The sequence below is a fragment of the Kitasatospora sp. NPDC085895 genome (genome assembly GCF_040702125.1).
In the GTDB taxonomy this organism is placed as follows: domain Bacteria; phylum Actinomycetota; class Actinomycetes; order Streptomycetales; family Streptomycetaceae; genus Kitasatospora; species Kitasatospora arboriphila.
Window position 1 is genome coordinate 1 of sequence record NZ_JBFBJY010000075.1, and the last position, 22,843, is coordinate 22,843.

The following is a 22,843-nucleotide window of genomic DNA, read 5'->3' on the forward strand; positions in this document are numbered from 1 at the left end:
GCGCCCAGGGTGCCCTCGGCGCTCAGGGTCCGCAGGGTGACGTGGGCGCCCAGGGTGCCCTCGGCGCTCAGGGCCCGCAGGGTGACCTGGGTGCCCAGGGTCCGCAGGGCGTCCAGGGTGACGTGGGCGCCCAGGGTGCCCTCGGCGCTCAGGGTCCGCAGGGTGACGTGGGCGCCCAGGGTGCCCTCGGCGCTCAGGGCCCGCAGGGTGACGTGGGTGCCCAGGGTCCGCAGGGCGTCCAGGGTGACGTGGGCGCCCAGGGTGCCCTCGGCGCTCAGGGCCCGCAGGGCGAGGTGGGCGCTCAGGGTGCCCTGGGTGCCCAGGGTCCGCAGGGCACCGCCGGTCCGGGCGGGGCCCAGAGCACCGTCGTCACGGCGGTCGGCGCCCAAGGTGTCGCAACGGCGAGCTGCCCGGTGGGCACCTTCGCGATCGGTGGCGGGTACTCGAACTCGGGTGGGACACCCGTCCTGTTCGACGGTCCCGTCGGTGGCTCGCCGGCGACCGGATGGCAGGTGCAGGTGTCCGACGGCACGGCCACACCCACCGCGTTCGCGATCTGCTCAGCGTAGTGCCCGACAGTTGGTGACAGCGGCTGACCGGTCCAGCGCCATGGCCGCCAACGCATGACGGTTCCCCGGGCAGGCCAAATCCCGGGGAACCGTCAGCACAACGGCCCACCGGACACGGTGCGTCCGGGCCGCCCTGTCCGAACAGTCACATCGTCAGAGTTCTCCATGATTCTCAGGCAGGTATCAACAGATGACGTCATCCGCAGCTCCGAGGTTCTCCGTCTTCACCCCAAGCCACCGGCCACGCTTCCTGGACGAGTGCCTCGAGTCGCTGAAGGCACAGACCTGGTCCGACTGGGAGTGGATCGTCCTTCTCAACAACGGAGCACGGTGGCGCCCCGAGCACCCGGACGACCGCGTCCGGGTGGAGATCGCCGACGACGCCACGGGCGTCGGTGCGGCGAAGCGTCGCGCCTGCGAGCTGGCGCGCGGCGAGATCCTGGTGGAGCTCGACCACGACGACCTCCTCGCCTCGGACTGCCTGAGGTCCCTCGCCCAGGCGTTCGACGAGCATCCCGAGGCGGTCTTCGCCTACAGCAACACCGCGCAGATCTCCGAGGACGGCAGCCGGGACGACACCCGCTTCAACGAGGCACACGGCTGGCGCTACGAGGAGGTGACGGTCGACGGGCGTTCGCTGCTGCAGGCCGTTGCCATGGCGCCGGTCCCGCACAACGTGTCGTACATCTGGTACGCGCCGAACCACGTCCGGGCCTTCCGCAAGGACGCCTATGAACGTGTCGGCGGATACGACGCGACGCGCACCGTGCTGGACGACCAGGACTTGATGTGCCGGCTCTTCCAGGAGGGGGAGTTCGTCCTGATCCCCCGCTGCCTGTACCTGCAGCGCATGCACCCGGGCAACACCCAGCGAGACCCGGAGATCAACGCACACATCCAGCGCGAGACCGTGGCCCTGTACGACAAGTACATCGAGGCGAACGCCCTCGCCTGGACCAGGCGCAGGGGCCTGCTGGCGGTGGACCTCGGCGCGGCGCACCGAAAGCCTCCCGGCTACCTGGGCCTGGACCAGTACTCGGGAGACGGTGTGGACATCGTCGCGCAACTCCCCGGTCGGGTGGAACTGCCCGACGGCTCCGTGGGTCTGCTGCGCGCGGTGGACTTCCTGGAGCACGTACCCGCGAAGGTGCCGTTGATCAACGAGCTCTTCCGGCTGTTGGCGCCCGGCGGAATGCTGATCACTCTCACCCCGAGCTCGGACGGCCGCGGCGCGTACCAGGACCCGACGCACGTCGCCTTCTACAACGAGAACTCGTTCTGGTACTACACCGACGACCAGTACCGGGTGTTCGTGCCGGAGATCGAGGCCCGCTTCCAGACGTCGCGGCTGGTCACGTACTACCCGAGCGACTGGCACAAGAGGAACGACATCTCCTACGTCCAGGCCAATCTGATCGCGGTCAAGGACGGAGCACCACGCTGTGGCGGTCTGCTGCTGGTTTGAGGCTTCCCGCTGCGGCCGGATCCGTTGCTGCCGATCGAGGACAGCCGGCAACTCGGCCTCGTGACCCTTCTTCCCTGACACGTGCTGCACTAAGGAGTTCGCACCGCAGTCACCATGGACCCCGGGGGACCTTGAAGAGGAGACGGTCGGACACCGACCTCGGTTCGGCCCGCGGCGTGCGGCTCCCGCGGCCGCTCCCACTTCTCGGTGGGAGCGGCCGCGGGAGGCGGCCGTCAGGTGAGGGTGATCTGCGCCTCGGCCTCAGCGGCGGGACTGCATTCGAGTACCGCGAACACGTCGACCGGTCCTGCCTGCCAAGTGGCGGCGACCGGGGCCGTCGGTTCGGCGGTCAGCTTGGCGGTCACCGTCTGCGGCGCGCCGGTGCAGTTCACGTCCGTGGTCGCCCAGCCCCACACGGGGATCGGCGTCGCATCGAGCTGCCGCGCAGTGACGAAGACGGAGTGCTGCTCCCCGACGGGGCAGGTGACCGTGAGGTCGACATCGAGCTCGGTGGGGTCCACGGCGGAGATCTGCGCACCGGTGATCGAGAGCGAGGACGGGGCCGGGACCGCGGCGTCCGCCCAGCTGGGCGCGACGAGGACGGCTTGGACGGCGATGACGGAGGCGACGCCGGCAGCGCGAAGAACAGAACTGAATCGCATGGTGCAATTTCTTTCTGGTTAAGGGGTGTTGAGGGACGCCGATGGTCGGCGTCCGCTCTGCAAGGCTCGACCGGCCTCCTGCAGGTCGCAACTTTTAGTGCACTGTCGACTTCACAGTGCGATGACCCGGAGCCCTCAACTGGCGCCCCGCTCGGGCTCGATGCCTGGAGGGATCCTTCAGTCGGCGGACGATCGCGGCCGCTCCCGCCTTCGAAGCGGGTTGCCCCGGGTGGCCCCTCCCCCTGCAGTGAAGTCCCGGACCGCATCAGGGCGGTGGCACATCTCACGGTGCTTCCGGTCTCTACCATCTGGGTAATTTCCTTCGTCCCCCAGCGGGGCTCGCCGAGCCGCTCGGGCGGCCGCTCACCACGTGCCCGAATGATTCAACCCTCGACGATCTGAAGAGATTTGAGAGCGCATGCGCGGGGCTTTCATCCCGCCGCCACGGATCAGTTGACACACCGGCGAGAGCGGCATGAACGTCTGAATGACGAACAGCTGGAGCTCGGCCCGGGCGCCGACAGTGCGACAGGGATCCCGAAATCCCCCTGCCCCTGCTGTTCCATTCGCACCGACCGCGGCTCGGCCCGCACGGTCGGCACCGCCCTGGTGGGTCCGAACCAGCTGCTTGAGGGAGTTTTTCATGTTCTCCACCTCCGCCATATCCAGGCCGGGCCGTTGCCTGGTGACCTTCTCCGCTGCACTGCTCGCTCTCGCCGTGGCGGGCCCTGCCGTCGCCGCGCAGGACGGCCGACCTGCCGACGCGGCTGCGTCGGCGTGCTCCGGGGCTGCCGCAGGCGGGAGGACGCTGGTGTTCGACGAAGAGTTCGACGGCCCCGTCCGGTGGGGGACTCGCTGGATCGGCAACTCCACCAGCGCCTACCGGTACGGGAACCACAACCCGGGCGACGACAAACTGGATTGGCTCAGCCCGTCGGCGGTCACCGTGGCGGACGGCGTCGCCACCTTCACCGCGAGGCCGGGCTCGCGCACCTTGGAGAACGGGAAGCGTTCCTGGACCACCGGGCTCCTCACCACCGAGGGGTCCGCCGAGGGCTTCATGGTCCACGTCGGGGACTACCTGGAGACCCGGGTCAAGCTGCCGTCCGCCGCCGGTGCTTGGCCCGCCCTGTGGACGTGGTACAACGGCACGAACGAGATCGACTCGTTCGAGTACCACCCCGACAATCCGGACCTGTTGGAACTCACCAACGGCCTCCGCCGTGTCGCCTTCTCCTATCGTGACGCAGCCGTCGTCCGCCCGGGCGACTGGGTGGAGGTCGGTGTCCACTACGGGGAGGACTGCAACGATTGGTACGTTGACGGAGTCAAAGTGTTCTCCGACAACGCCGGTACGGGCAGCGGATGGGCCGCCTACCTCATCCTCAACCTGTCCGTGGAGGCCGGCAGGTACCACCAGCCCCCCGCGGGTCCGACCCCGTTCACCTTCTCGGCCGACTACGTCCGCGTGTGGCGCTGATCGGCCGGAGTCGGGCCGGAGCCGGTTCGGGCGCACCCCGCGACCGGGCCGGCTACCTGGCGCCCGGACCCGAGCCCCGGTCGGGTTGCACCCTCCACGAATGCGGAGCAGGCCGCCCGAGACGGCGCCGGCAGCATCCCGCGCAGCCGCAGCCGCAGCTACCGGCGGCGGTCGGGCAGCACCCGTGTGCGCCGACGAATCGGCTTCCCGCCCTGCCGGAGGCCGTCTCCGTCCAGGGTTGCGCACCATACGGACTCCATTAAATAGTCGGTATCTCCCATGCTTGACGAAATTCCCTGAGGCGGCGAAGATCGGCGCGCGGCGCGGCAGGGATTCATACCTGCGCCGGGGAATTCCGTTAGCGGACAGAAGGGCGGGGCGTGGAAATTGCGGCATGGCGCTCCCGAAACTCCCCGGCCGCCACCCACGGCCACCGCCGTGCCGTCACCTCCGGGCCAGGGAGCCCGCGGCGCCCCGCGCTCGGGCAGCCCTCCATCGACACGCTCCGTAGCAGGGCTGAGCGAAATTACCCAGAAGATCACCGACATGGACGTGCAGAAACATTTCTCCGAGGGTTCCGAAATCGAATTGCCCGAACTTGGGTCGAAGACGGCGCAAGGCGCTCGGCGAAACTACTCAGAGGCGCGCGACGATTCGTGCAGAGCGCCCCTTATCCGCGTGTTGCACCGCCGTCGCGTGCTATATTTCCGGCCTCCTTGTGTGTCATCAATTCAGTGCCTGCGTGGCGTGGGCCGGATTGCGAGGTGCTAGTGCTCACCAGAGAGGAATACGCGGAGGCGCGGAGACTGTACGGCGAAGGCTGGTCGCTCTCGGCGATCGCCAGGTCTCTGGGCCGCGACCGCAAGACCCTGAGGTCCTACCTCCTCGGGGGACGGACCCCGGGGGTCAGGAACTCCCCGCAGGACACCTTCGGCCAGTTCGCGCCGTACTGCCGGGACCGGCTGCGCGACGACCCGCACCTGGAGGCGACCGTCCTTCTCAAGGAGATCGCCGAACTCGGCTACCGCGGCGGCTACTCGACGCTGACCCGGGCACTACGCAGATACCACCTGCGACCCGCCTGCACCCAGTGCCGATGGACCGTCGCGAGCCAGGGCCCCGGCAACACATCGACTTCCGGCGACGAGCTGCGCTTCAGCTGGCTCAAACTGCCCGACCCCCCACCACCGTGGGGAGCCGGCAGACACGCCCACATCCTGATCGGTTCCCTGGCGAGCGGCCCCTGGCGGGCGGCCCTGGCCGAGAACGAGCAACCGGCCCAGCTCATCGAAGCCATCGACCTGATCCTCAGACGGTTGGGCCGGACCGGCCGCTACTGGTGGTTCGACTCGGTGCCGGCGGCGATCTGCCACACGGACGGCACGGTCAGACCCGGACTCCTCCACGTGGCCAGACACTACGGCGTGGAACTCGGCACCGGCCCACGTCGCTCCACCACTGCGTCCCCTCCCGCCCCCGACCCACTGCGCCCCATCGAGGACTTCTGGTGGCGTACCATCCGTCCGGACACACGTCTCCAGACGGCACAGGAGAGCCTGGACCACTTCGCCGCCTGGCTCGACTCACGGCACTCGGAATCCGGTGGCTCCGTGGGAGATGCCGGGAGGCGCGGGTCCGGGAGGCTTCCGGCTCCGTTCCCCGCCACGATCCGGGTCGCCCGGACCGTCACTCCTCACGACCTCGTCCCCTTCCGCGGGAACCACTACGCGGTGCCCTCCGGCCTCGTCGGCACCACGGTCGAAGTCGCCTGGCGGCTGGACGAGTCCCACCTGTCGGTCTCCACCACCGGGGGAGCCGTCGTCGTTCGTCACACCGTCGCACCCCGTGGCGCCGGCCGAATCGTCGGCGGCCCCGCACAAACCCTTCCGCTCGAACACCTCGAAGGCCGCGATCAGGGCAACCGCACACCGTGCAACGGCAGGACGCGCTTCCCACCCTCCACGGAGGCCCTCCTCCACGCCCGCGCAACTCGCTGCTGACCCGCAGGGCCCACCCGGGTCCGGCAACGGGACGGCACCTGCCCGTGATCGGTGCTGATCCTCTGCGGCGCGGGAGCGCCGTGGGTCGAACGAGGGCGGATCCGGGACGACGTCCCGCCGAATGGTGCAGCAGAGCTCTTGGTGTGACCCCTGGCCGTGCGGCAGCCATCGCGCAACTCTCCGAGTGGACGAGCTCGTTGAAGTGAGAGGTGCGCGATGGCCTTGTCCCGGTCTGACCTGCTTCGCCTCATGGAGTCACTGTGTTCGGCGGACGGAATCGAGTTGATCAGGGCGCTCGCCCAGCGGATCCGCAGGAGCTGATCGAGGCGGGTACGGCCAGTACCTGCTGGACCTGTTGCAGGAGGAGAAGTCGATCATCGGCCGATCCGCAGGGACTCCGGTGGGGTCAGCACCGACCGGCCGGTTCGGAGACGGTGCAGTGGTTGAGGGTGAACCTGTTGGAAGGGTCGCCCTCGCGGTCGACCAGGTCGGCAGGCGCGTTGCCGGACGCGTGATTGCCGTCGACGGTGTTCCGGGTGTTGGGAACGCCGACCAGACTGTGGAAGAAGACGACGCCGCCGGACATCGGTGAGTCGCCGACGTTGTCACGGAGCTCGTTCTGCGTGACCGAGACGTCGTCGGCGCCGGTGAGGAGGATGCCGGTGCCCTGCATGTGTGCGAGCCCGGCGTAGGGTGCGCAGTACCGGTTGTTGGCGATGACGCGGTTGCGGGTGACGCGCAGCGAACCGGCGCGGGGCACGGTCTCGTCGCCGACGACGAAGATGCCTCCGCAGTTGTCCCGGATCTCGTTCTGCTCGACGTCGAGACCACGCAGGCGGCGGACGGCGACGCCGATCCGGTTTCCGGTCAGGCGGTTCCCACTCACCACGGTGCCGCCGGTGTCGATGGCACCGTTGCCCTTGCTGTCCACGACGTTGGCGAGGAAGATCCCTGACTGGCCGTTGCCGGTGGACTCGTTGCCGACGATCACGGCATGGGTGGAGCCCTCCTGGCTGATGCCCTGCTGGCCGTTGTCGTGAACGTAGGTGGCACGCACGGTCATGCCCTCGGTCGCGGCGGCCGTGATGCCGTTCTTCCGGAACCCGGTGACAGCAAGAGCCTCGACGGTGATGCCCGGGAGCGGGTGCTGCTCGCTGCCGGCCACGCAGAGACCGTGCCCGGCTGCGGCGCAGGTCGGGTCACCCGCAGTGCCGTCGGCCTCGGTGCCCGGAGTGACGACGCTACCGGGACCGGCGCCGCGGAGCGTGAGACCGGGCGTCGTGATCCGGACGCTGCCCGGGTAGGTGCCCGGGAGCAGCTGGACGGTGTCACCGGGGAGTGCCGAGTCGACGGCTCGCTGGATCGATTCGCCCGGCTGCACCACGTGCAGCCGGCCGATGGCATGAGCCGGCGCCGCACCCAGCGCGGCCAGGACGGTGGTGATCGAGGTCGCGGCGGCGGTGACCGCGGCCAGGTGGTGGACTCGCTGCCTGGGCATGCTTGATGACCTGCTTTCGTGGCTCGGGCGATGCGACGGGGGCCGGACCGCGGGCTCAGCCGATGGCCTGCGTCGGCGGCGTCGGGGCTCGCACTGACGCTAATGGTGACGCTCGGGAGCTGCCACCGGCGCTGGGCCGCCGGACTGACGAAGCGTCGGCCGGTGATGGCTGCGGCGGTCGGCAGGATCACCGGCGCTCGGCGAAGGTGTCCACCTCCTGCTCGGAAGTGGGTCGGGCGGCTCCTCCCACGTCGCTCGCCAACCGTCCTCATTCTCTTCAGTCGGAAACGATCTGCGGCGCCGGGCGAGCGGGTGCGGAACTTCGAGTACTCATCAACACAGCGCCGGAGAGCACGGTTCACCGCGGCGCAGTGCGGGACACCGGAGGCCGTGCCAAGCTGACGATGATCCTGGACCGATGGCTGTCCGCGGGGGCCGGTCGACGACAACAGCACCGACAGGAGCAGCCCGTGCGCGGCACCCGATCCGGGCGCCGGCCCTGCACTGCCGATCCGCGCCGTCCTCGGAGAACTCCAGGTGTCCCACCCGAAATACGGGCAACCGCCACTGACGACAGGGAGAAGTCGCGTGGACAACCTCACGGTTCACGGCCAGGAAAGACCGCGCAAGGCCCACGAGGGCCCCGCCGAGCACCCACGGGGGACGGCTCCCCGGCCGACGGATCCACAGGCGCAGCAACGGATGATGGCCCTGCTGCACGGCGCTCTTGTCACGCAACTCCTCGTCGTGGCAGACGAGTTCGGAATAGCGGAAATCCTGGCGGGCGGGCCGGTGCCGGTCTCGCAGCTCGCCCGCCGGTGCGGAGCACACGAGCAATCGTTGCACCGGTTGTTGCGGGCACTGGCCTCCCAGGGCGTCTTCCAGGAGGTGGAGGCGGGGACGTTCGCCCTGACCCCACTGGCCGAGACGCTGCGGGCCGACGTGCCCGGGTCGGTGCGGGCCTGGATCCGGTTCTGGGGGATGCCCGAGAAGCTCCAGGCGATCAACTCACTGTCCTATTCGGTACGCACCGGTCGTCCGGCGTTCCCGTACGTGCACGGCACGGAGTGGTGGTCCTACTTGGCCGCCCATCCGGAGCATGCCGAACTCTTCAACGACGCCATGGGTGAGATGGCGCGCCGTGTGCACGCCGTGGCGGTGGAGAGCTGTGACCTGACCGGCGTGAGGCGGGTGGTCGACGTCGGTGGCGGGCAGGGCCATCTGCTCGCCACGATCCTGCCCCGCCACGCGGAGCTGCAGGCCACCCTGCTCGACCAGCCGTCGGTGATCCGCGGGGCGAAGGCGGTGCTGGAGGCCGCCGGCGTCGCCGATCGGGTGGACCTGGTCGGCGGGGACTTCTTCGACGGCGTGCCGGAGGGCGCGGACGCCTACCTGCTGTCGATGATCCTGCACGACTGGGACGACGAGCAGTGCGTAGGCCTGCTCGACATGATCCGGCGGGCGATGGCGCCCGATGCCCAGGTCGTCGTGATCGACGCGATCGTGCCGGCGGGCAACACACCCCACGACGGCAAGCTGCGGGACACCGTCATGATGGCACTGCACCCGGGCCGGGAGCGCACCGAGGCTGAATTCAGCGCGCTCTTCGCCGCCGCGGGTCTGCGTCACGTCTCCACGACGGGGCTGGCCTCCTCGACGGGCGTGTTGGTCGCGCGGGCCTATCCGGTGGTGGGGCGTCGGAAGGAGTCCGGGGCCGGTGGTGGTCCGGCGCCTGGAGCGTGATCGCGCGAGGAGGCGAAAGCGGCGGGGCCGACCTCCTATGCTTCACCCGGGTCGCGCACCACGTTCATCGCTCCGGGCGTGGGGCGGCCGCCCGGTGGGGAGTTGAGGACGGGGAAGTGACTAGGGCGCAGCGCCGAGTCGCAGACGGGGGGCGTGCGGATCGTCCTGGAGCCCGGGAAGCCGACTGTCCGAGTGGTCCGGGAGCCTCGGACGGTGCGAGAGGCCGCGCTGCAGAACGGGTCCCCCGACCCGGCAGGGACGGGAGCCTGGAGCGCCGCCGGCCGTCAGTCCGGTGGCACTTCACCCATGGTCGGTCCGCTGTCGCGGTTGCGACGGTCGTGCTGTCGTGGACCCTGGGCACGGACGGAGCGGCGTCACGGCATGCCGGTGACACCGTGCCGCCGGGCGGCCCTGCGAGAACGCGTGTGGGGCGGGGCACCGTTGGAGAGCTGCGCGGAGGATCACTGGGGCCCGCCGCTACCGGTCCGGCGGGACGAGCGGGTGCGGCCGGGGAGGACCCTCGACAGGTCTGCGGCGCCTGAACGCCCGCCCGACGCCCGGCAGCCCCGCGGGGTTCCCCGCGGGCAGCGGGGCTCGTGGTCGGGCCGGAGGCGGTAGCTCCCGGGCCGTGCCCGGGAACGGCCGGGCTTTGACGGCGTGCGTTCGTCACCGTGCCCCGGAGCCGGAGCGGGAAGCAAGGGGCCTGAGGACAACGCCGCCGAGGCTGAGCGACCCGCCGCCGGTTCGCAGGCCGGGCCGCCGTCCGCGGTTGCGCCGTGGTCACGGGGACCTGCCGGCGCTCGCCCGTCCGCGTGTTCTCGGCCGGCGGCCGCCCCGTCGACGGACACCACCGCGTCGGCTCTCGCAACCACAGGATGCCTGCACGAAGGTCTGCAGAACGAGTTCGGGACCAGGCAGTGCTGACTGGCCCTGCCCGCCGCCCAGCACGGCAGCCGACCGGTGCGCGGCTGCGCCTGGAGGCTGCCCGGACGGGACCGCATCGCAGGGATGCGAGTCCTCCCCCCTGGGGCCGGAAGGCCACCCTGCGCGTGCCTGACGGCGTGGAGAGCGCCGCCAGGCGGTCGGCCTGGTGGGACGTCTCCACGCCGTGCGCGGCCTGCTCATGCGCGGTCTCGCGGGTGAATCCGTCAGTTGTTGTCGGGTGCGGCCTTGGTGGCGACTTCGTACAGGCCCGGCCCGACCTTTCGGTAGCGGCCGCCTGCTGCCTGGGCGAGGCGGGCTCGCACGACGTCCTGGCGGTCGACGGAGGGCCCTGGAGGGATGTCGACGTACTGCCGGACGAACGCGGCCTCTTCCGGGGTCAGTTCTGGTTCGGACATCGCAGTGGCCTTTCCGGAGCGGTGTACGTGCCGGTCGGCACGACGGTTCATGGCGGCGCGGCGGGGCCGGCGAGAAGCGACCGGGTGGCCCGACGCCGCTGCCGTGGAGCGCCACGCGGACGGCCGGAATGGCGCCGCGGAGGTGGCGGCCCGGACCTTTACGTGAACGAACGGTATGCAGCCGAACAGCTACAAAACGTAACGACCGGTGGTGGGGAATGCAACCAGGGCACGGTCGAAGTCCTCGAACAGGCTTGAGTCCCATTGACTCCGGCACTCCGGCCGGCTCGAGCCGGCGTGCTTGCGGAATACCCCGCCAGTCGCTCGCGAAATTCCCCGCGTGGAGTCGATTCACCAAGGCTCCCGCTGCCGGAATGTGCGCCCCGCCCCATGGAATGATCTTCCCTGGCCGTGCTGAGCCGTCGGCGCCGGCGCCAGCCCCGGGTAGGCGTGATGCCTCTGGCGGGGATGGACCTCGCGGCTTCCACGGTGGTGGTGAGCATCTGTCCCCGCCGGGGCGGCAGGATGCGGCGGGGCGCTCACGAGGATTCCCCATCGGTGAGCCGGCTCGCACAATTCCCCGGCCTATTGCCGAATAATTCCCCACCGGGACGATGCATGCGCATCGGGATGAATGCGGTTTCCCATGGCCGACCCTTCTTTCGGACGGAGGTGTCCCGGGCGCAGAACGGTCATGGTGGGTGACGGGACCGGCATCGCTTCAGCGCCGCGCCGATCCCGTTGTCGGGGAAAATCGCGGGGCGCGGGCGGGGCCCAACCGGTAGGGCACGGTGAGCGGGAGCCCCGCCGAGAGGGTCGGACGACCAGAAGGTCAGAGCACTCGAGTGGTGCCGGTCGCATAGCTGGTGGCCAGGCCCTTGGCGCGGACGCCCAGGACGGCGACGTTCGAGCAGCCCTTGTCGACCTGGATGAAGTAGGGGGCCGTGGCCTCGTCCCCGCCTTGCGACGGATTGATCAGGGTGATGCCGTCACTGTAGCCGGTGATCTTGAAGGGTGTGCTGCCCGGGGCGTCGGACCAGCAGTTGTTCAGCACCACGCCTCCGGAGCCTTCGGTGATCTGCCAGCCGTTGGCGCTGTTCGCTTCGGCACCGCACGCGTTGAACGTGATCGCCTCGGCGGCCTCCGTCTTGTACCCGTTGGTGTTGTTGTCCGCACCGCACCCGTTGAACGTGCAGTAGTAGACGGATTTCAGCCGGAAGCCGTTGCTGTTGTGGTGTCCGTAGCAGGCGGTGAGCGTGACCGATGTGCCGCCGCCGGAGAGGTCGAATCCGGCGGCGCCGCACTCCTTCGCGGTGACGTTCGTCAGGTCGCACATGACCGGGTCCTGCACCGCCAACCCGGAGCCGGCGAACCGGCGGATCATGACATTGGACATCGAGAGGTAGAACATGCCGATGGTGGCGGCGTTGGCGTTGGTGATGTGCACGCCATCGGACGCGGCGGTGCCCTTCGGCCCGGAGATCATCAGGTCTCGGACGGCGACACACTCCAGGTCCGCGCCGACCAGTCCGTGGGCGTCGACCCCGGTCTGGTTGATGACGGTGGACGCCATGCCGTCGCCGACCAGGGTGAGGTGCGAGCGGAGCCTGAGAGGAACCGTGATCTTGTAGGTTCCCGCAGGTAACCGCACGACGGGGTCGCCGCGGTCGATCGCGGTCTGGATCGCGACGGTATCGTCCGCGACGCCGTCGCCCACAGCGCCGGAGTCCTTGACGCTGGCGCCCGCCGGATTCACGGGACGACCGGTGGCCGCGGAGACCAGGCCCCCCGCACCGGCGGTGAGGCCTGCCGCCGTCGCGCTGCCAGCCAGAAAACTGCGTCTGTTCACCCCGAAGTCTCCTGTCTTCCACGATACGAAACCTGCACGGGTCGGCGTACAGCGCGGCGCCGGTCCGGTGCTGCCCCGGGGAGCCGGCGTAACCCCTCCCGAACGGCCGTCGGATTCGCTCGCCGGGGTCGGAGCGCGGCGGCCCACGCACGGCCGGCTCGCTCGGCGCCACCGAACCGACTGGCGCCTCCGCGGCATCGACCCGACGCCCGGGCGCTGCACACGGTCCACGGCGAGGGAGCCGGTGGGCAAGCACAGCGGATCGGCACCGCGTTCCGGCAGCGGCACACGCACACACCTGTACGCGTGGGGATTCGGGGGTGGACCGTCTCGCCCGGTCGGGCCTGATCGCGGCCGGGACGCGAGGGCGGCCATGGCAGTACCGGCCCTCGCCGACCGATCCCATCCCTTCCGGACACTACCCGACCGAAAAGCTTGATCCGCCCCGCACGCGTGAATTCTTCTACGCTTGGCGATTTTCCGCCGGGCGCTACACGAATCTCCGCAACGGTCCGGGCAGGTGGCTCGACCTCTCGCCCTAGGGTGCAGATGTGGACGAACGAAGTCTGATCAGGATTTTGCTGCCGGCCATCGGCTTCGCAGTGGTGAGTTGGCTGATCATCGCAGCTGTCGTCATCTGGTTGTCCTGACCAGCCATCAGGTGAAGGGTGCCTTCCATGAGGCCGAGCCCCGAGAGGGTGCCCGGCTGAACGTCGCGCGGTCGGCGCGGCCAGGGAGCGCCGAAGTGGTCTGCGGCCGTCCGCGGCGGAGGTTGATCCCCGTCGGCGATCTCCGGGCACGTTGCCGGTGGATCAGCAGGGCCGATCCGGTTCGGCTACGAGGAACTGGAGAACCGAATTGAACCGTTCATGGATCTTCTCGGTGGCCCTCGCTGCCGCCATGATGGTCAGCACCGGGAGCTGGCACCGCCGTTCTCCGGAGCTCCCGGCCGGCCTGGCGTCACCCGCCGTGCGGTCCCTCGGTCTCGACGTCGCGCGACGCTGGTATCCGCTTGCCGCCCTGGAAGCCGTCGTGGATGCTCTGGCCCGGAGCCACTACAACCAACTCCATCTTCACTTCACGGACGACCAGGCCTACCGGCTCGAATCCGCGGTCATCCCCGCATGCGTCGCCCCACAGCACTACACCAAGGCCGACTTGCAGACACTCGTGGCCTACGCAATCGGCAAAGGCATCACCGTCGTCCCGGAAATCGACACTCCCGGACACATGGCAGCGGCACTGGCGTGCCGTCCGGACCTGCGCGTCACCACCATGTCCGGCGGCGGGAGCCTCGACCTGCGGCAGGCCACTGCGGTCGACTTCGCCAAGGAGCTGATCGCCGAATGGTTGCCGGTGTTCCCCGGAGCGGATTGGCACATCGGTGGCGACGAATGGATGGTCCACGACGACGCCGTCAGGTACTACGGCGATCCGGTCAGGGCTCGCGATGCCGAATACGCCTACTACAACACCATGGGCGCTTGGCTCATATCCCGGGGCCACCGGCCTCGGATCTGGAACGACCAGATCGTATCCGGCTCCCACGTCAAGATCGACAGAATACTGACCATCGACAGTTGGTACGGGCCCACCGATCCCTCGGCCACGGACCTCGCCGCGCAGGGCTACCGGCAGATCAACTCCAACGGGAATCTGTTGTACGCCCACACCAACAGCGATCAGTACCCCGATCCGGCCGGCCTCGCTGCATTCACCCTCGGGCACTTCGCGTCCGGCACCGTGACGACCGGTGTTGCGGGTGTGCAGCTCTCGGTCTGGTCCATGCCCGGCGACACTCACACCGACCGGCACATCATCGACAGGCTCACGCCCCTGCTCCAGTCCCTCGCCCGACGGCTGTGGGGAGGGTGATGATTCTCGAGAGCAACCCCTTCCAGCCTCCCGGGACCGGCCGGTCCTGGAAGGTCGGTGGGAGTAATGCCAAGGATGCCAGGCCCTACGGTTGGGCCGCGCGTCTCCATGGGCCGGCCCTCCAGGGCGGCCCGGCGAAGCCCGACTGTGACCCTACGGGACATCAAGTCCGTTACCAGGAAGACCAGTACGCCAGGACTTCGGCGCGTGGGCCTGTCACCCGGCGCCCGTCGCCAGCCAGCGGGTACTCACTTCGCCGGGGTTGCCTTGGTCTTGAGCGGCTCCCACCAGGCGCGGTTCTCGCGGTACCAGGCGATGGTGGCCGCGAGGCCGGTCTCGGGCTGCCGTGCCGGCCTCGCCCCGCTCGCTCATGGCCGCGCGTCCCCTCACCCGGCCGCCGGCGGCCCTCATGGCCTTTGCCGCCGGCGGATTCGAAGCCGGTGCGCTCCCCCACCGAGCGGACCGGTTCGTCACCGAGAACGCCAGGGCCGGTGAGGGCTTCCCCCGGCCTTCCTGACGCGTTCCTGGCGCTGTCCGCACCGATCTTGACGGCTCCTTGATCGGGAACGGGCGGGCATCGCCCGGTTCAGGGCTGGTACCGGTAGCCGATGCCCGGTTCGGTGATCAGGTGGCGGGGGCGGGTGGGATCGGGTTCGAGCTTGCGGCGCAGGCCGCCGAGGTAGACCCGCAGGTAGTTTCCGCGGTCCTCGGCCTCGGGACCCCACACCTCGCGCAGGATCTCCTTGCCCGGCACCAGGCGGCCGGGTGCCGCGAGCAGCAGCTTGAGGATGTGCCACTCCGTGGGGGTGAGCCGCACGGGGCCGTCCGGGCCGGTGACGGTGTTCGCGGCACCGGGAGTGAGGCCCGCAGGCCCCGGATGATGTCCACGCCGTCGAAGTCGGGCAGGCCCAGGTCGAGCACGACGGCGTCGGGGCTGCCGCGGCCCACGGCGTCGAGAGCCTGCTGTCCGGTGGCGGCGGTCAGTACGGAGTATCGCCTGGCGTGCAGATTGATCTTCAGCGTGCGCAGCAGCGCCGGTTCGTCGTCCACCACCAGGATGTGGCTCATGCCGCGACACCTCCGTCCGTCGGGTCGGCCGCCTGGGATGCGGGCAGGGTGAGGAGCATGGTGGTGCCGCCGCCGGGGGTGTCCTCGACCTCCAGGGAGCCGCCCATGGCTTCGGCGAGGCCGCGGGAGAGGGCGAGGCCGAGGCCGACACCGGTGGTGTTGTCGTTGTCGCCGAGGCGCTGGAACGGCAGGAAGACCCGGTCGCGGTCCGCGAAGGGAATGCCCGGGCCGCGGTCGACGACCCGGACCTCCACCCGTCCGCGGTGGTGGCTGGCGGCGACCAGGACGGGTGCGCCCGGGGCGTTGTACCTGAGGGCGTTGGTGATCACGTTGGCCAGCACCCGTTCGAGCAGCGGCACGTCGGCGAGCACCGGTGGCACGGTGTCCAGGTCCAGCGGTTGGACGGGGGCGTCCGGCTGGGCGAGGGAGTCCGTCGCGCGCCGCAGCACCTCGTCCAGCGGGGTGGATTCCAGGTGCAGGGTGAGCGCGCCGGCTTGGAGGCGGCTCATGTCGAGCAGGTTGTCGACGAGGCGGGTGAGTTTGACGAGTGACTCGTCGGCCATGTCGAGGAGTTCGGCCTGGTCCTCGGGGGCGAACTCCACCTCGGCACTGCGCAGCGAGCCGACGGCGGCGAGCGCGGCGGCCAGTGGTGTGCGCAGGTCGTGGCTGACGGCGGCGAGCAGGGCGGTGCGCATCCGGTCGGCGGCCTTGATCGGTTCGATCTCGGCTGCGACGGTGGCGAGCCGGTCGCGTTCCAGGGCGGCGGCGATGTGGGCGGCGAACGCGGTGAGCACCCGCTGGTCGGCGGCGGGCAGCCTGCGCCCGCCGAGGATCAGCAACGCCTCCGGCCCGACCGGGACTTCGGTGACCGTGCGGTCCGGGGCAGGTGCGCCGTCGCTGTCACTGCGGCCGAGGGTCTCGCCGCTGCGCCGGTCAAGGAGGGCGACGGAGTCGAGGGCGAAGGCGGTCCGGGTCTTCTCCAGCAGGGCGGGCAGGGCGTCGGCCCCGCGCAATACGCTGCCGGCGAGGGTGGAGAGGGTCTCGGCCTCGGCGGTCGCCCTGGCTGCCCGGGCGGTGAGCCGGGTGGCGCGGTCGACCACGGTGGAGACGGTGAGCGCGACCGCGGCGAACACCACCAGCGCGATGGCGTTGTTGGGCTCGGCGATGGTGAACGTGTGGACGGGCGGGATGAAGTAGTAGTTGAGCAGCAGTGAGGCGACCAGCGAGGCCAGCAGCGCGGAGGTTGCTCCACCGAGCAATGCGACGGCCACCACACCGAGTTGGAAGATCAGGGCCACGGTGGTGAGGTTGAGCGACCCCGTCAGCTGAGAGAGGATCACGGTCAGCAGCACGGGCAGCAGGAGCCCTGCGGAGAAGCCTGCAGCCGTCCGTCGCCGGGAGTGTCGCCGGCCGAGGGAGGGCAGGCGGCCGCGCCCGGTGAACTCGTGGGTGACCATGTGGACGTCGATGTCCTCGGAGAGGTCGACGGTGGTCTGCCCGTTGCCGGGGCCGGTGAGGAACCGGTTGAGGCGGCCGCGGCGGCTGGTGCCGAGGACCAGCTGGGTGGCGTCGTGGGCGCGGGCGAAGGCGAGCAGCGAGCCGGGGATGTCGTCGCCGACGACCACGTGGTAGCTGCCGCCGAGCGTCTCGACCAGCTGCCGCTGTTCGGCGAGCGCTCCCGGTGAGGCACCGGAAAGGCCGTCACTCCGGGTGACGTGGACAGCAAGGAGCTCGCCGCCGGCCGTACGGTCCGCGATCCTCGCCGCCCGACGGATGATGGTCTCCCCCTCGGGGCCACCGGTCAGTGCCACGACGACGCGTTCGCGGGTCTCCCAGACGCGGTCGATGTTGTGGGTGGCGCGGTAGTCGCGCAGCCCCTCGTCGACCCTTCCGGCGACCCAGAGCAGGGCCAACTCCCTTAGTGCGGTGAGGTTTCCGACCCGGAAGTAGTTGGAGAGCGCGGCGTCCACCTTCTCCGCCTTGTAGACGTTTCCGTGCGCCATGCGGCGGCGCAGGGCCTGGGGTGCCATGTCGACCAGTTCGATCTGGTCGGCGCGGCGGACGACCTCGTCGGGGACGGTCTCGCGCTGCGGGATTCCGGTGATCTTCTGGACGACGTCGTTCAGCGATTCCAGGTGCTGGACGTTGACCGTGGTGATCACGTCGATTCCGGCGGCGAGCAGTTCCTCGACGTCCTGCCACCGCTTGGCGTGGCGGCCGCCGGGGATGTTGGTGTGCGCGAGTTCGTCGACCAGGGCGAGCTGCGGCCGGCGGTCCAGGATCGCGTCCAGGTCCATCTCCTGGAAGTCGGTGCCGCGGTAGCTGCGGGTCAGCCGGGGCACCAGGTCCAGGCCCTGGAGCATGTTCTCGGTGTGCCGTCGGCCGTGGCACTCGATGAAGCCGACCACCACGTCCGCGCCGCGGTCGCGCCGTCTGTGGGCCTCGTCCAGCATCCGGTAGGTCTTGCCGACACCGGGGGCCGATCCGAGGTAGACCCTCAGCTGCCCGCGGCTGACGGCGGTGCCGGGGGTGAGGTCACGGGACATGAACGCTGCTCTTTCTCGACGAAGGGCGGCCGGAAACGATGTGGCTCTCGCCGCAGTCCCGAGCGGGTCATCCTGCTCCGCTCAACGGACGCGACACATGGGTGACCGACCCGGGTGCGGGGAGGTCGTCCCCCGCGCCCGGGTCGGCTCGGTCATTCGGACCGCTGCTGCACGGTCACTTGGTCTCGCTCAGTGCCTCGTTCAGCAGGACGACGTTGACGCCGGCCTGGCCGAGGAAGCCGAGCGAGCGGCCTTCGGTGTACTCGTCGATCAGCTGGTTCAGCTGCTCGGTAGGCACGTTGCGGGCCTTGGCGACGCGGTTGACCTGCTCCTTCGCGTAGGCGACGGAGATGTGCGGGTCGAGGCCGGAGCCGGAGGCGGTGACCGCGTCCACCGGGACGCTCGCCGGGTCGACGCCGTCGAAGGCGGCGATCGCGGCACGGCGGTCCTGGACGGCCTTCAGCAGGTCCTCGCTGTTCGGGCCGAGGTTGGAGGCGCCGGAGCTCTTCGGGTCGTGGGCGTAGGCCGAGGGTCGGGGCTGGAACCACTTCGGGTCCGGTTGGGCCTGCCCGTTCGGGTCGTTGACCGTTGTCGAATCGGAAGGAGCCTTCTTCGGCAGGTCGTAGGTCTGGCCGAGCAGGCTGGACCCGATCTCCTTGCCGTCGGACTTCACGATCGAGCCGTCGGCCTTGCCCGCGAAGGCGACCTGGGCGATGCCGGTGACCAGCAGCGGATAGGCGAGGCCGAGGATGACGGTCATCACCAGCAGCATCCGCAGCGCGGTGAGGTGGGTGCGCACGATGGTGGGCATTTTCTCGTTCTCTCAGCTCAGGCCGGGGATGAACTGGACGACCAGGTCGATCGCCTTGATTCCGACGAAGGGGACGATCAGGCCGCCGAGGCCGTAGACCCCGAGGTTCCGGGCCAGCAGCGAGCCGGCGTTGGAGGGGCGGTACTTGACGCCGCGCAGGGCGAGCGGGATCAGGCCGATGATGACCAGGGCGTTGAAGACGATCGCCGAGGTGATCGCGGACTGCGGGCTGTGCAGGCCCATGATGTTGAGGTGGCGCAGGCCCGGGTACACGCCCGCGAACATCGCCGGGATGATCGCGAAGTACTTCGCCACGTCGTTGGCGATCGAGAAGGTGGTCAGCGCACCGCGGGTGATCAGCAACTGCTTGCCGATCTCGACGATCTCGATCAGCTTGGTGGGGTTGGAGTCCAGGTCGACCATGTTCCCGGCCTCCTTGGCCGCCATGGTGCCGGTGTTCATCGCCACGCCGACGTCCGCCTGGGCCAGAGCCGGGGCGTCGTTGGTGCCGTCGCCGGTCATCGCGACCAGCTTGCCGCCGGCCTGCTCCTTCTTGATCAGCGCCATCTTGTCCTCGGGAGTCGCCTCCGCGAGGAAGTCGTCCACGCCTGCCTCCTCGGCGATCGCCTTGGCGGTCAGCGGGTTGTCACCCGTGATCATGACGGTGCGGATGCCCATGCGGCGCAGTTCCTCGAAGCGTTCCCGCATGCCTTCCTTCACCACGTCCTTCAGGTGGATCACGCCGAGGACGCGCGGTGCCTTCGCGCCGTCCTTCTCGGCGACGACGAGCGGCGTTCCGCCGGCGGCGGAGATGCCGTCCACCAGCTGCGCCACGTCCGAGCCGACGCTGCCGCCGTTCTCGATCACCCAGGTGGCGACCGAGCCGGATGCCCCCTTGCGGACCTGCTTGCCGTCCACGTCGACGCCCGACATGCGGGTCTGGGCGGTGAACGGAACCCAGGTGGCGTGCGCCAGCTCGCCCTGCGCGCGGGCCCGCAGGCCGTACTCGGTCTTGGCGAGGACGACGATCGAGCGGCCCTCGGGGGTCTCGTCGGCGAGCGAGGAGAGCTGGGCGGCGTCGGCGAGTTCACCGGTCTCCACGCCGGCGGCGGGGAGGAATTCGGCGGCCTGCCGGTTGCCGAGGGTGATGGTGCCGGTCTTGTCCAGCAGCAGGGTGTTGACGTCGCCCGCGGCCTCCACCGCCCGACCGGACATCGCCAGCACGTTGCGCTGCACCAGCCGGTCCATGCCCGCGATGCCGATCGCCGAGAGCAGCGCGCCGATCGTCGTCGGGATCAGGGCGACGATCAGCGCGACCAGCACGACCATCGACTGCGGCGCTCCCGCGTAGGAGGCCATCGGCTGCAGGGTGACCACCGCGATCAGGAACACGATCGTGAGCGAGGCCAGCAGGATGTTGAGGGCGATCTCGTTCGGGGTCTTCTGCCGGGCGGCGCCCTCGACCAGGGCGATCATCCGGTCGATGAAGGACTTGCCGGGCTCGGAGGCGATCTTCACCACGATCCGGTCGGACAGCACCTTGGTGCCGCCCGTGACCGCGGAGCGGTCGCCGCCGGACTCGCGGATCACCGGCGCGGACTCACCGGTGATCGCCGACTCGTCGACGCTCGCGACGCCCTCGACGACATCGCCGTCACCCGGAATGATCTGACCGGCCTCCACGACGACGTGGTCGCCGAGCCGCAGGGTGGTGCCCGGCACCTCCTCCTCGGCGTTCGTGGCCGGCCAGTTGACGAGCCGGCGGGCGACGCTCTCGGTCTTGGTCCTGCGCAGGGTGTCGGCCTGGGCCTTGCCGCGGCCCTCGGCGACGGCCTCGGCCAGGTTGGCGAAGACGACGGTCAGCCACAGCCAGGCGGTGATCGCCCAGGCGAACACGGACGGATCGGCGACCGCGGCGACCGTGGTGACGACCGAGCCGACCTCGACCACGAACATGACGGGGTTCTTGACCATCACCCGCGGGTCGAGCTTCTTCACCGCGTCGGGGAGCGAGGAGACGATCAGCTTCGGGTCGAGCAGGCCGCCCCGGACTCTGTGCGGCGCCTCGCCGTTCTCGACCGGTGCGGGGGCGGGGGTGAGCGTGGTGGACATCAGTGGAGACCTTCTGCGATCGGGCCGAGGGCCAGGGCCGGGAAGTAGGTGAGGCCGACGACGATCAGCACGACACCGGAGAGCAGGCCGACGAACAGCGGCTTGTGGGTGGGCAGGGTGCCCGCGCTCGCCGGTACCGGCTGCTGCTGCGCGAGCGAGCCCGCCAGCGCCAGTACGAAGACCATCGGCAGGAACCGGCCGAAGGCCATCGCCAGGCCGAGCGCGGTGTCGTACCACGCGGTGTTCACGGTGATGCCGGCGAACGCGGAGCCGTTGTTGTTCGCGGCGGAGGTGAAGGCGTACAGCACCTCGGAGAAGCCGTGCGGGCCGCTGTTGAGCATGCCCGCGCGCTCACCGGGCAGCGCCATCGCGACACCGGTGCCGATCGGCACGATCGCGGGGGTGGTGAGGATGTAGAGGGAGGCGAACTTCATCTCCCGGCCGCCGAGCTTCTTGCCCAGGTACTCCGGGGTGCGGCCGACCATCAGGCCGGCCACGAACACGGCGACGATCGCCAGGACCAGCATGCCGTACAGGCCGGAGCCGGTGCCGCCGGGCGCGATCTCGCCGAGCATCATGTTGAAGACCGTCAACCCGCCGCCGAACGGCGTGAACGAGTCGTGGAAGGAGTTCACCGCACCGGTCGAGGTCAGCGTCGTGGACGCCGCGAAGAGCGAGCTGGCCGCTATGCCGAACCGCTGCTCCTTGCCCTCCATCGCCCCGCCCGCGGCCTGCATCGCGGTGCCCGCGTGCTGGGACTCGGCGAAGGTGATCAGTGCGGCGGAGGCGACCCAGAACAGCGCCATCACGGCGACGATCGCGTAGCCCTGACGGTGGTCGCCGACCATCCGGCCGAAGGTGCGGGGCAGCGAGAACGAGATCACCAGCAGCAGGAAGATCTCCAGCCAGTTGGTGAAGCCGTTCGGGTTCTCGAAGGGGTGCGCCGAGTTGGCGTTGAAGAAGCCACCGCCGTTGGTGCCCAGCTCCTTGATGACCTCCTGCGAGGCCACCGGGCCGCCGGGGATCGACTGGGTGCCGCCGCCCAGGGTCGCGACGTCGTGGAAGCCGTGGAAGTTCTGCACCACGCCGTTCGCCACCAGGACGAGGGCGAAGACGATCGACAGCGGCAGCAGCAGGCGCAGCACGATGCGGGTCAGGTCGACCCAGAAGTTGCCGACCCGGTCGGTGCGGTTGCGGGTGAAGCCCCGGATCAGGGCGGCGACGATCGCGATGCCGACCGCGGCGGAGACGAAGTTCTGCACCGCCAGGCCCGCCATCTGCACCAGGTGCCCCATCGCGGACTCGCCGCTGTAGGACTGCCAGTTGGTGTTGGTGGTGAACGACACCGCGGTGTTCCACGCCTGGTGCGCCTCCATCTCCGGCACGCCCAGGCTCAGCAGCAGGTGCGTCTGGAGACGAATCAGGCCGTACAGGAAGACGATCGACAGGGCGGAGAAGGCCAGCACCGAGCGCAGGTACACCGGCCACCGCTGGTCGGCGTCACCGTCGACGCCCACGACCTTGTAGAGGCCGCGCTCGATTCTCAGGTGCTTGGCCGTGGTCAGCAGCTTGGCGATGTAGTCGCCGAGGGAGCGGTAGCACAGGGCCAGGGCACCCACCAGGGCCAGGGCCTGCAGCCAGCCGGCAAGAGTGGAGCTCATGGTCAGAACTTCTCCGGGTAGATCAGCGCGACGACGAGGTAGCCGACGAGCGCGACGGCGACGATGAGACCTGCGATGTTCTCGGCGCTCACAGCTTCTCGACCCCCTTCGCTATCAGGGCGATGACGGCGAACACGGCGACCGTGACACCGACGAAGACGAGA

Annotated in this window: 14 protein-coding genes and 2 pseudogenes; 5 read left to right on the forward strand and 11 right to left on the reverse strand. The window is 69.8% G+C overall.

The window, feature by feature from the left end:
- A pseudogene (locus tag AB0442_RS32800) lies at positions 1–389 on the reverse strand (hypothetical protein); the annotation flags it as partial.
- A 370-nt stretch (positions 390–759) separates the two neighbouring features.
- Between AB0442_RS32800 and AB0442_RS32805 the strand changes: the two are divergent.
- The gene (locus AB0442_RS32805) at positions 760–2,034 is read left to right on the forward strand and encodes a glycosyltransferase (RefSeq protein ID WP_366167271.1); all 1,275 of its coding nucleotides are present in this window, start codon (positions 760–762) and stop codon (positions 2,032–2,034) included.
- A 233-nt stretch (positions 2,035–2,267) separates the two neighbouring features.
- Here AB0442_RS32805 and AB0442_RS32810 read toward each other — a convergent pair whose 3' ends face one another.
- On the reverse strand, positions 2,268–2,696 hold the full coding sequence (locus tag AB0442_RS32810; protein ID WP_366167272.1) for a hypothetical protein: 429 nt from the start codon (positions 2,694–2,696) through the stop codon (positions 2,268–2,270).
- An 811-nt stretch (positions 2,697–3,507) separates the two neighbouring features.
- On the opposite strand from AB0442_RS32810, the gene AB0442_RS32815 reads away from it, so the two are divergent.
- Both AB0442_RS32815 and AB0442_RS32820 read left to right on the forward strand, forming a co-directional pair.
- On the forward strand, positions 3,508–4,176 hold the full coding sequence (locus tag AB0442_RS32815) for a beta-glucanase (RefSeq protein WP_366167273.1): 669 nt from the start codon (positions 3,508–3,510) through the stop codon (positions 4,174–4,176).
- Positions 4,177–4,946: 770 nt separating this feature from the next.
- Entirely contained in the window at positions 4,947–6,176 is a 1,230-nt protein-coding gene (locus tag AB0442_RS32820) for an IS21 family transposase (protein ID WP_366167274.1), read from the forward strand.
- Between the two features lie 406 nt (positions 6,177–6,582).
- Here the strand turns inward: AB0442_RS32820 and AB0442_RS32825 are convergent, their stop codons facing one another.
- Positions 6,583–7,674: a right-handed parallel beta-helix repeat-containing protein gene (locus AB0442_RS32825; RefSeq protein WP_366167275.1), complete on the reverse strand. Its 1,092-nt coding sequence runs from the start codon at positions 7,672–7,674 to the stop codon at positions 6,583–6,585.
- A 588-nt stretch (positions 7,675–8,262) separates the two neighbouring features.
- On the opposite strand from AB0442_RS32825, the gene AB0442_RS32830 reads away from it, so the two are divergent.
- Positions 8,263–9,417: a methyltransferase gene (locus AB0442_RS32830; protein WP_366167276.1), complete on the forward strand. Its 1,155-nt coding sequence runs from the start codon at positions 8,263–8,265 to the stop codon at positions 9,415–9,417.
- Positions 9,418–10,565: 1,148 nt separating this feature from the next.
- Here AB0442_RS32830 and AB0442_RS32835 read toward each other — a convergent pair.
- The gene (locus AB0442_RS32835) at positions 10,566–10,757 is read right to left on the reverse strand and encodes a hypothetical protein (protein ID WP_366167277.1); all 192 of its coding nucleotides are present in this window, start codon (positions 10,755–10,757) and stop codon (positions 10,566–10,568) included.
- An 832-nt stretch (positions 10,758–11,589) separates the two neighbouring features.
- Positions 11,590–12,606 carry a glycosyl hydrolase family 28-related protein gene (locus AB0442_RS32840; protein ID WP_366167278.1) on the reverse strand — a complete coding sequence of 339 codons (1,017 nt, stop codon included), beginning with the start codon at positions 12,604–12,606 and terminating at the stop codon, positions 11,590–11,592.
- 882 nt (positions 12,607–13,488) lie between these two features.
- Here AB0442_RS32840 and AB0442_RS32845 point away from each other — a divergent pair.
- Positions 13,489–14,481 carry a family 20 glycosylhydrolase gene (locus tag AB0442_RS32845; RefSeq protein ID WP_366167279.1) on the forward strand — a complete coding sequence of 331 codons (993 nt, stop codon included), beginning with the start codon at positions 13,489–13,491 and terminating at the stop codon, positions 14,479–14,481.
- 586 nt (positions 14,482–15,067) lie between these two features.
- Here AB0442_RS32845 and AB0442_RS32850 read toward each other — a convergent pair.
- From AB0442_RS32850 to kdpF, 6 genes and pseudogenes are all read right to left on the reverse strand, one after another.
- Positions 15,068–15,549, reverse strand: a pseudogene (locus AB0442_RS32850) (winged helix-turn-helix domain-containing protein).
- Positions 15,546–18,095 carry an ATP-binding protein gene (locus AB0442_RS32855; protein WP_366167280.1) on the reverse strand — a complete coding sequence of 850 codons (2,550 nt, stop codon included), beginning with the start codon at positions 18,093–18,095 and terminating at the stop codon, positions 15,546–15,548. The pseudogene AB0442_RS32850 and the gene AB0442_RS32855 overlap by 4 nt, the downstream one beginning before the upstream one ends.
- Positions 18,096–18,270: 175 nt before the next feature.
- Entirely contained in the window at positions 18,271–18,906 is a 636-nt protein-coding gene (locus tag AB0442_RS32860; protein WP_366167281.1) for a potassium-transporting ATPase subunit C, read from the reverse strand.
- 12 nt (positions 18,907–18,918) lie between these two features.
- Complete coding sequence (kdpB, locus tag AB0442_RS32865; protein ID WP_366167282.1) at positions 18,919–21,018, reverse strand: potassium-transporting ATPase subunit KdpB; 2,100 nt, start codon at positions 21,016–21,018, stop codon at positions 18,919–18,921.
- A complete protein-coding gene (kdpA, locus tag AB0442_RS32870) occupies positions 21,018–22,679 on the reverse strand; it encodes a potassium-transporting ATPase subunit KdpA (RefSeq protein ID WP_366167283.1) in 1,662 nt (553 codons plus the stop codon). Before kdpA ends, kdpB begins: the two co-directional genes overlap by 1 nt.
- A 2-nt stretch (positions 22,680–22,681) precedes the next feature.
- The gene (gene kdpF, locus AB0442_RS32875; RefSeq protein ID WP_097237446.1) at positions 22,682–22,771 is read right to left on the reverse strand and encodes a K(+)-transporting ATPase subunit F; all 90 of its coding nucleotides are present in this window, start codon (positions 22,769–22,771) and stop codon (positions 22,682–22,684) included.
- Positions 22,772–22,843 lie beyond the last annotated feature (72 nt).

Excerpts from the sequence above, each read along its gene's own strand:
- AB0442_RS32855 (WP_366167280.1), bottom strand. The coding sequence starts at position 18,095 with ATGTCCCGTGACCTCACCCCCGGCACCGCCGTCAGCCGCGGGCAGCTG.
- AB0442_RS32810 (WP_366167272.1), bottom strand. The coding sequence starts at position 2,696 with ATGCGATTCAGTTCTGTTCTTCGCGCTGCCGGCGTCGCCTCCGTCATC.
- kdpB (WP_366167282.1), bottom strand. The coding sequence starts at position 21,018 with ATGTCCACCACGCTCACCCCCGCCCCCGCACCGGTCGAGAACGGCGAG.
- AB0442_RS32825 (WP_366167275.1), bottom strand. The coding sequence starts at position 7,674 with ATGCCCAGGCAGCGAGTCCACCACCTGGCCGCGGTCACCGCCGCCGCG.
- AB0442_RS32860 (WP_366167281.1), bottom strand. The coding sequence starts at position 18,906 with ATGCCCACCATCGTGCGCACCCACCTCACCGCGCTGCGGATGCTGCTG.
- AB0442_RS32805 (WP_366167271.1), top strand. The coding sequence starts at position 760 with ATGACGTCATCCGCAGCTCCGAGGTTCTCCGTCTTCACCCCAAGCCAC.
- kdpA (WP_366167283.1), bottom strand. The coding sequence starts at position 22,679 with ATGAGCTCCACTCTTGCCGGCTGGCTGCAGGCCCTGGCCCTGGTGGGT.
- AB0442_RS32835 (WP_366167277.1), bottom strand. The coding sequence starts at position 10,757 with ATGTCCGAACCAGAACTGACCCCGGAAGAGGCCGCGTTCGTCCGGCAG.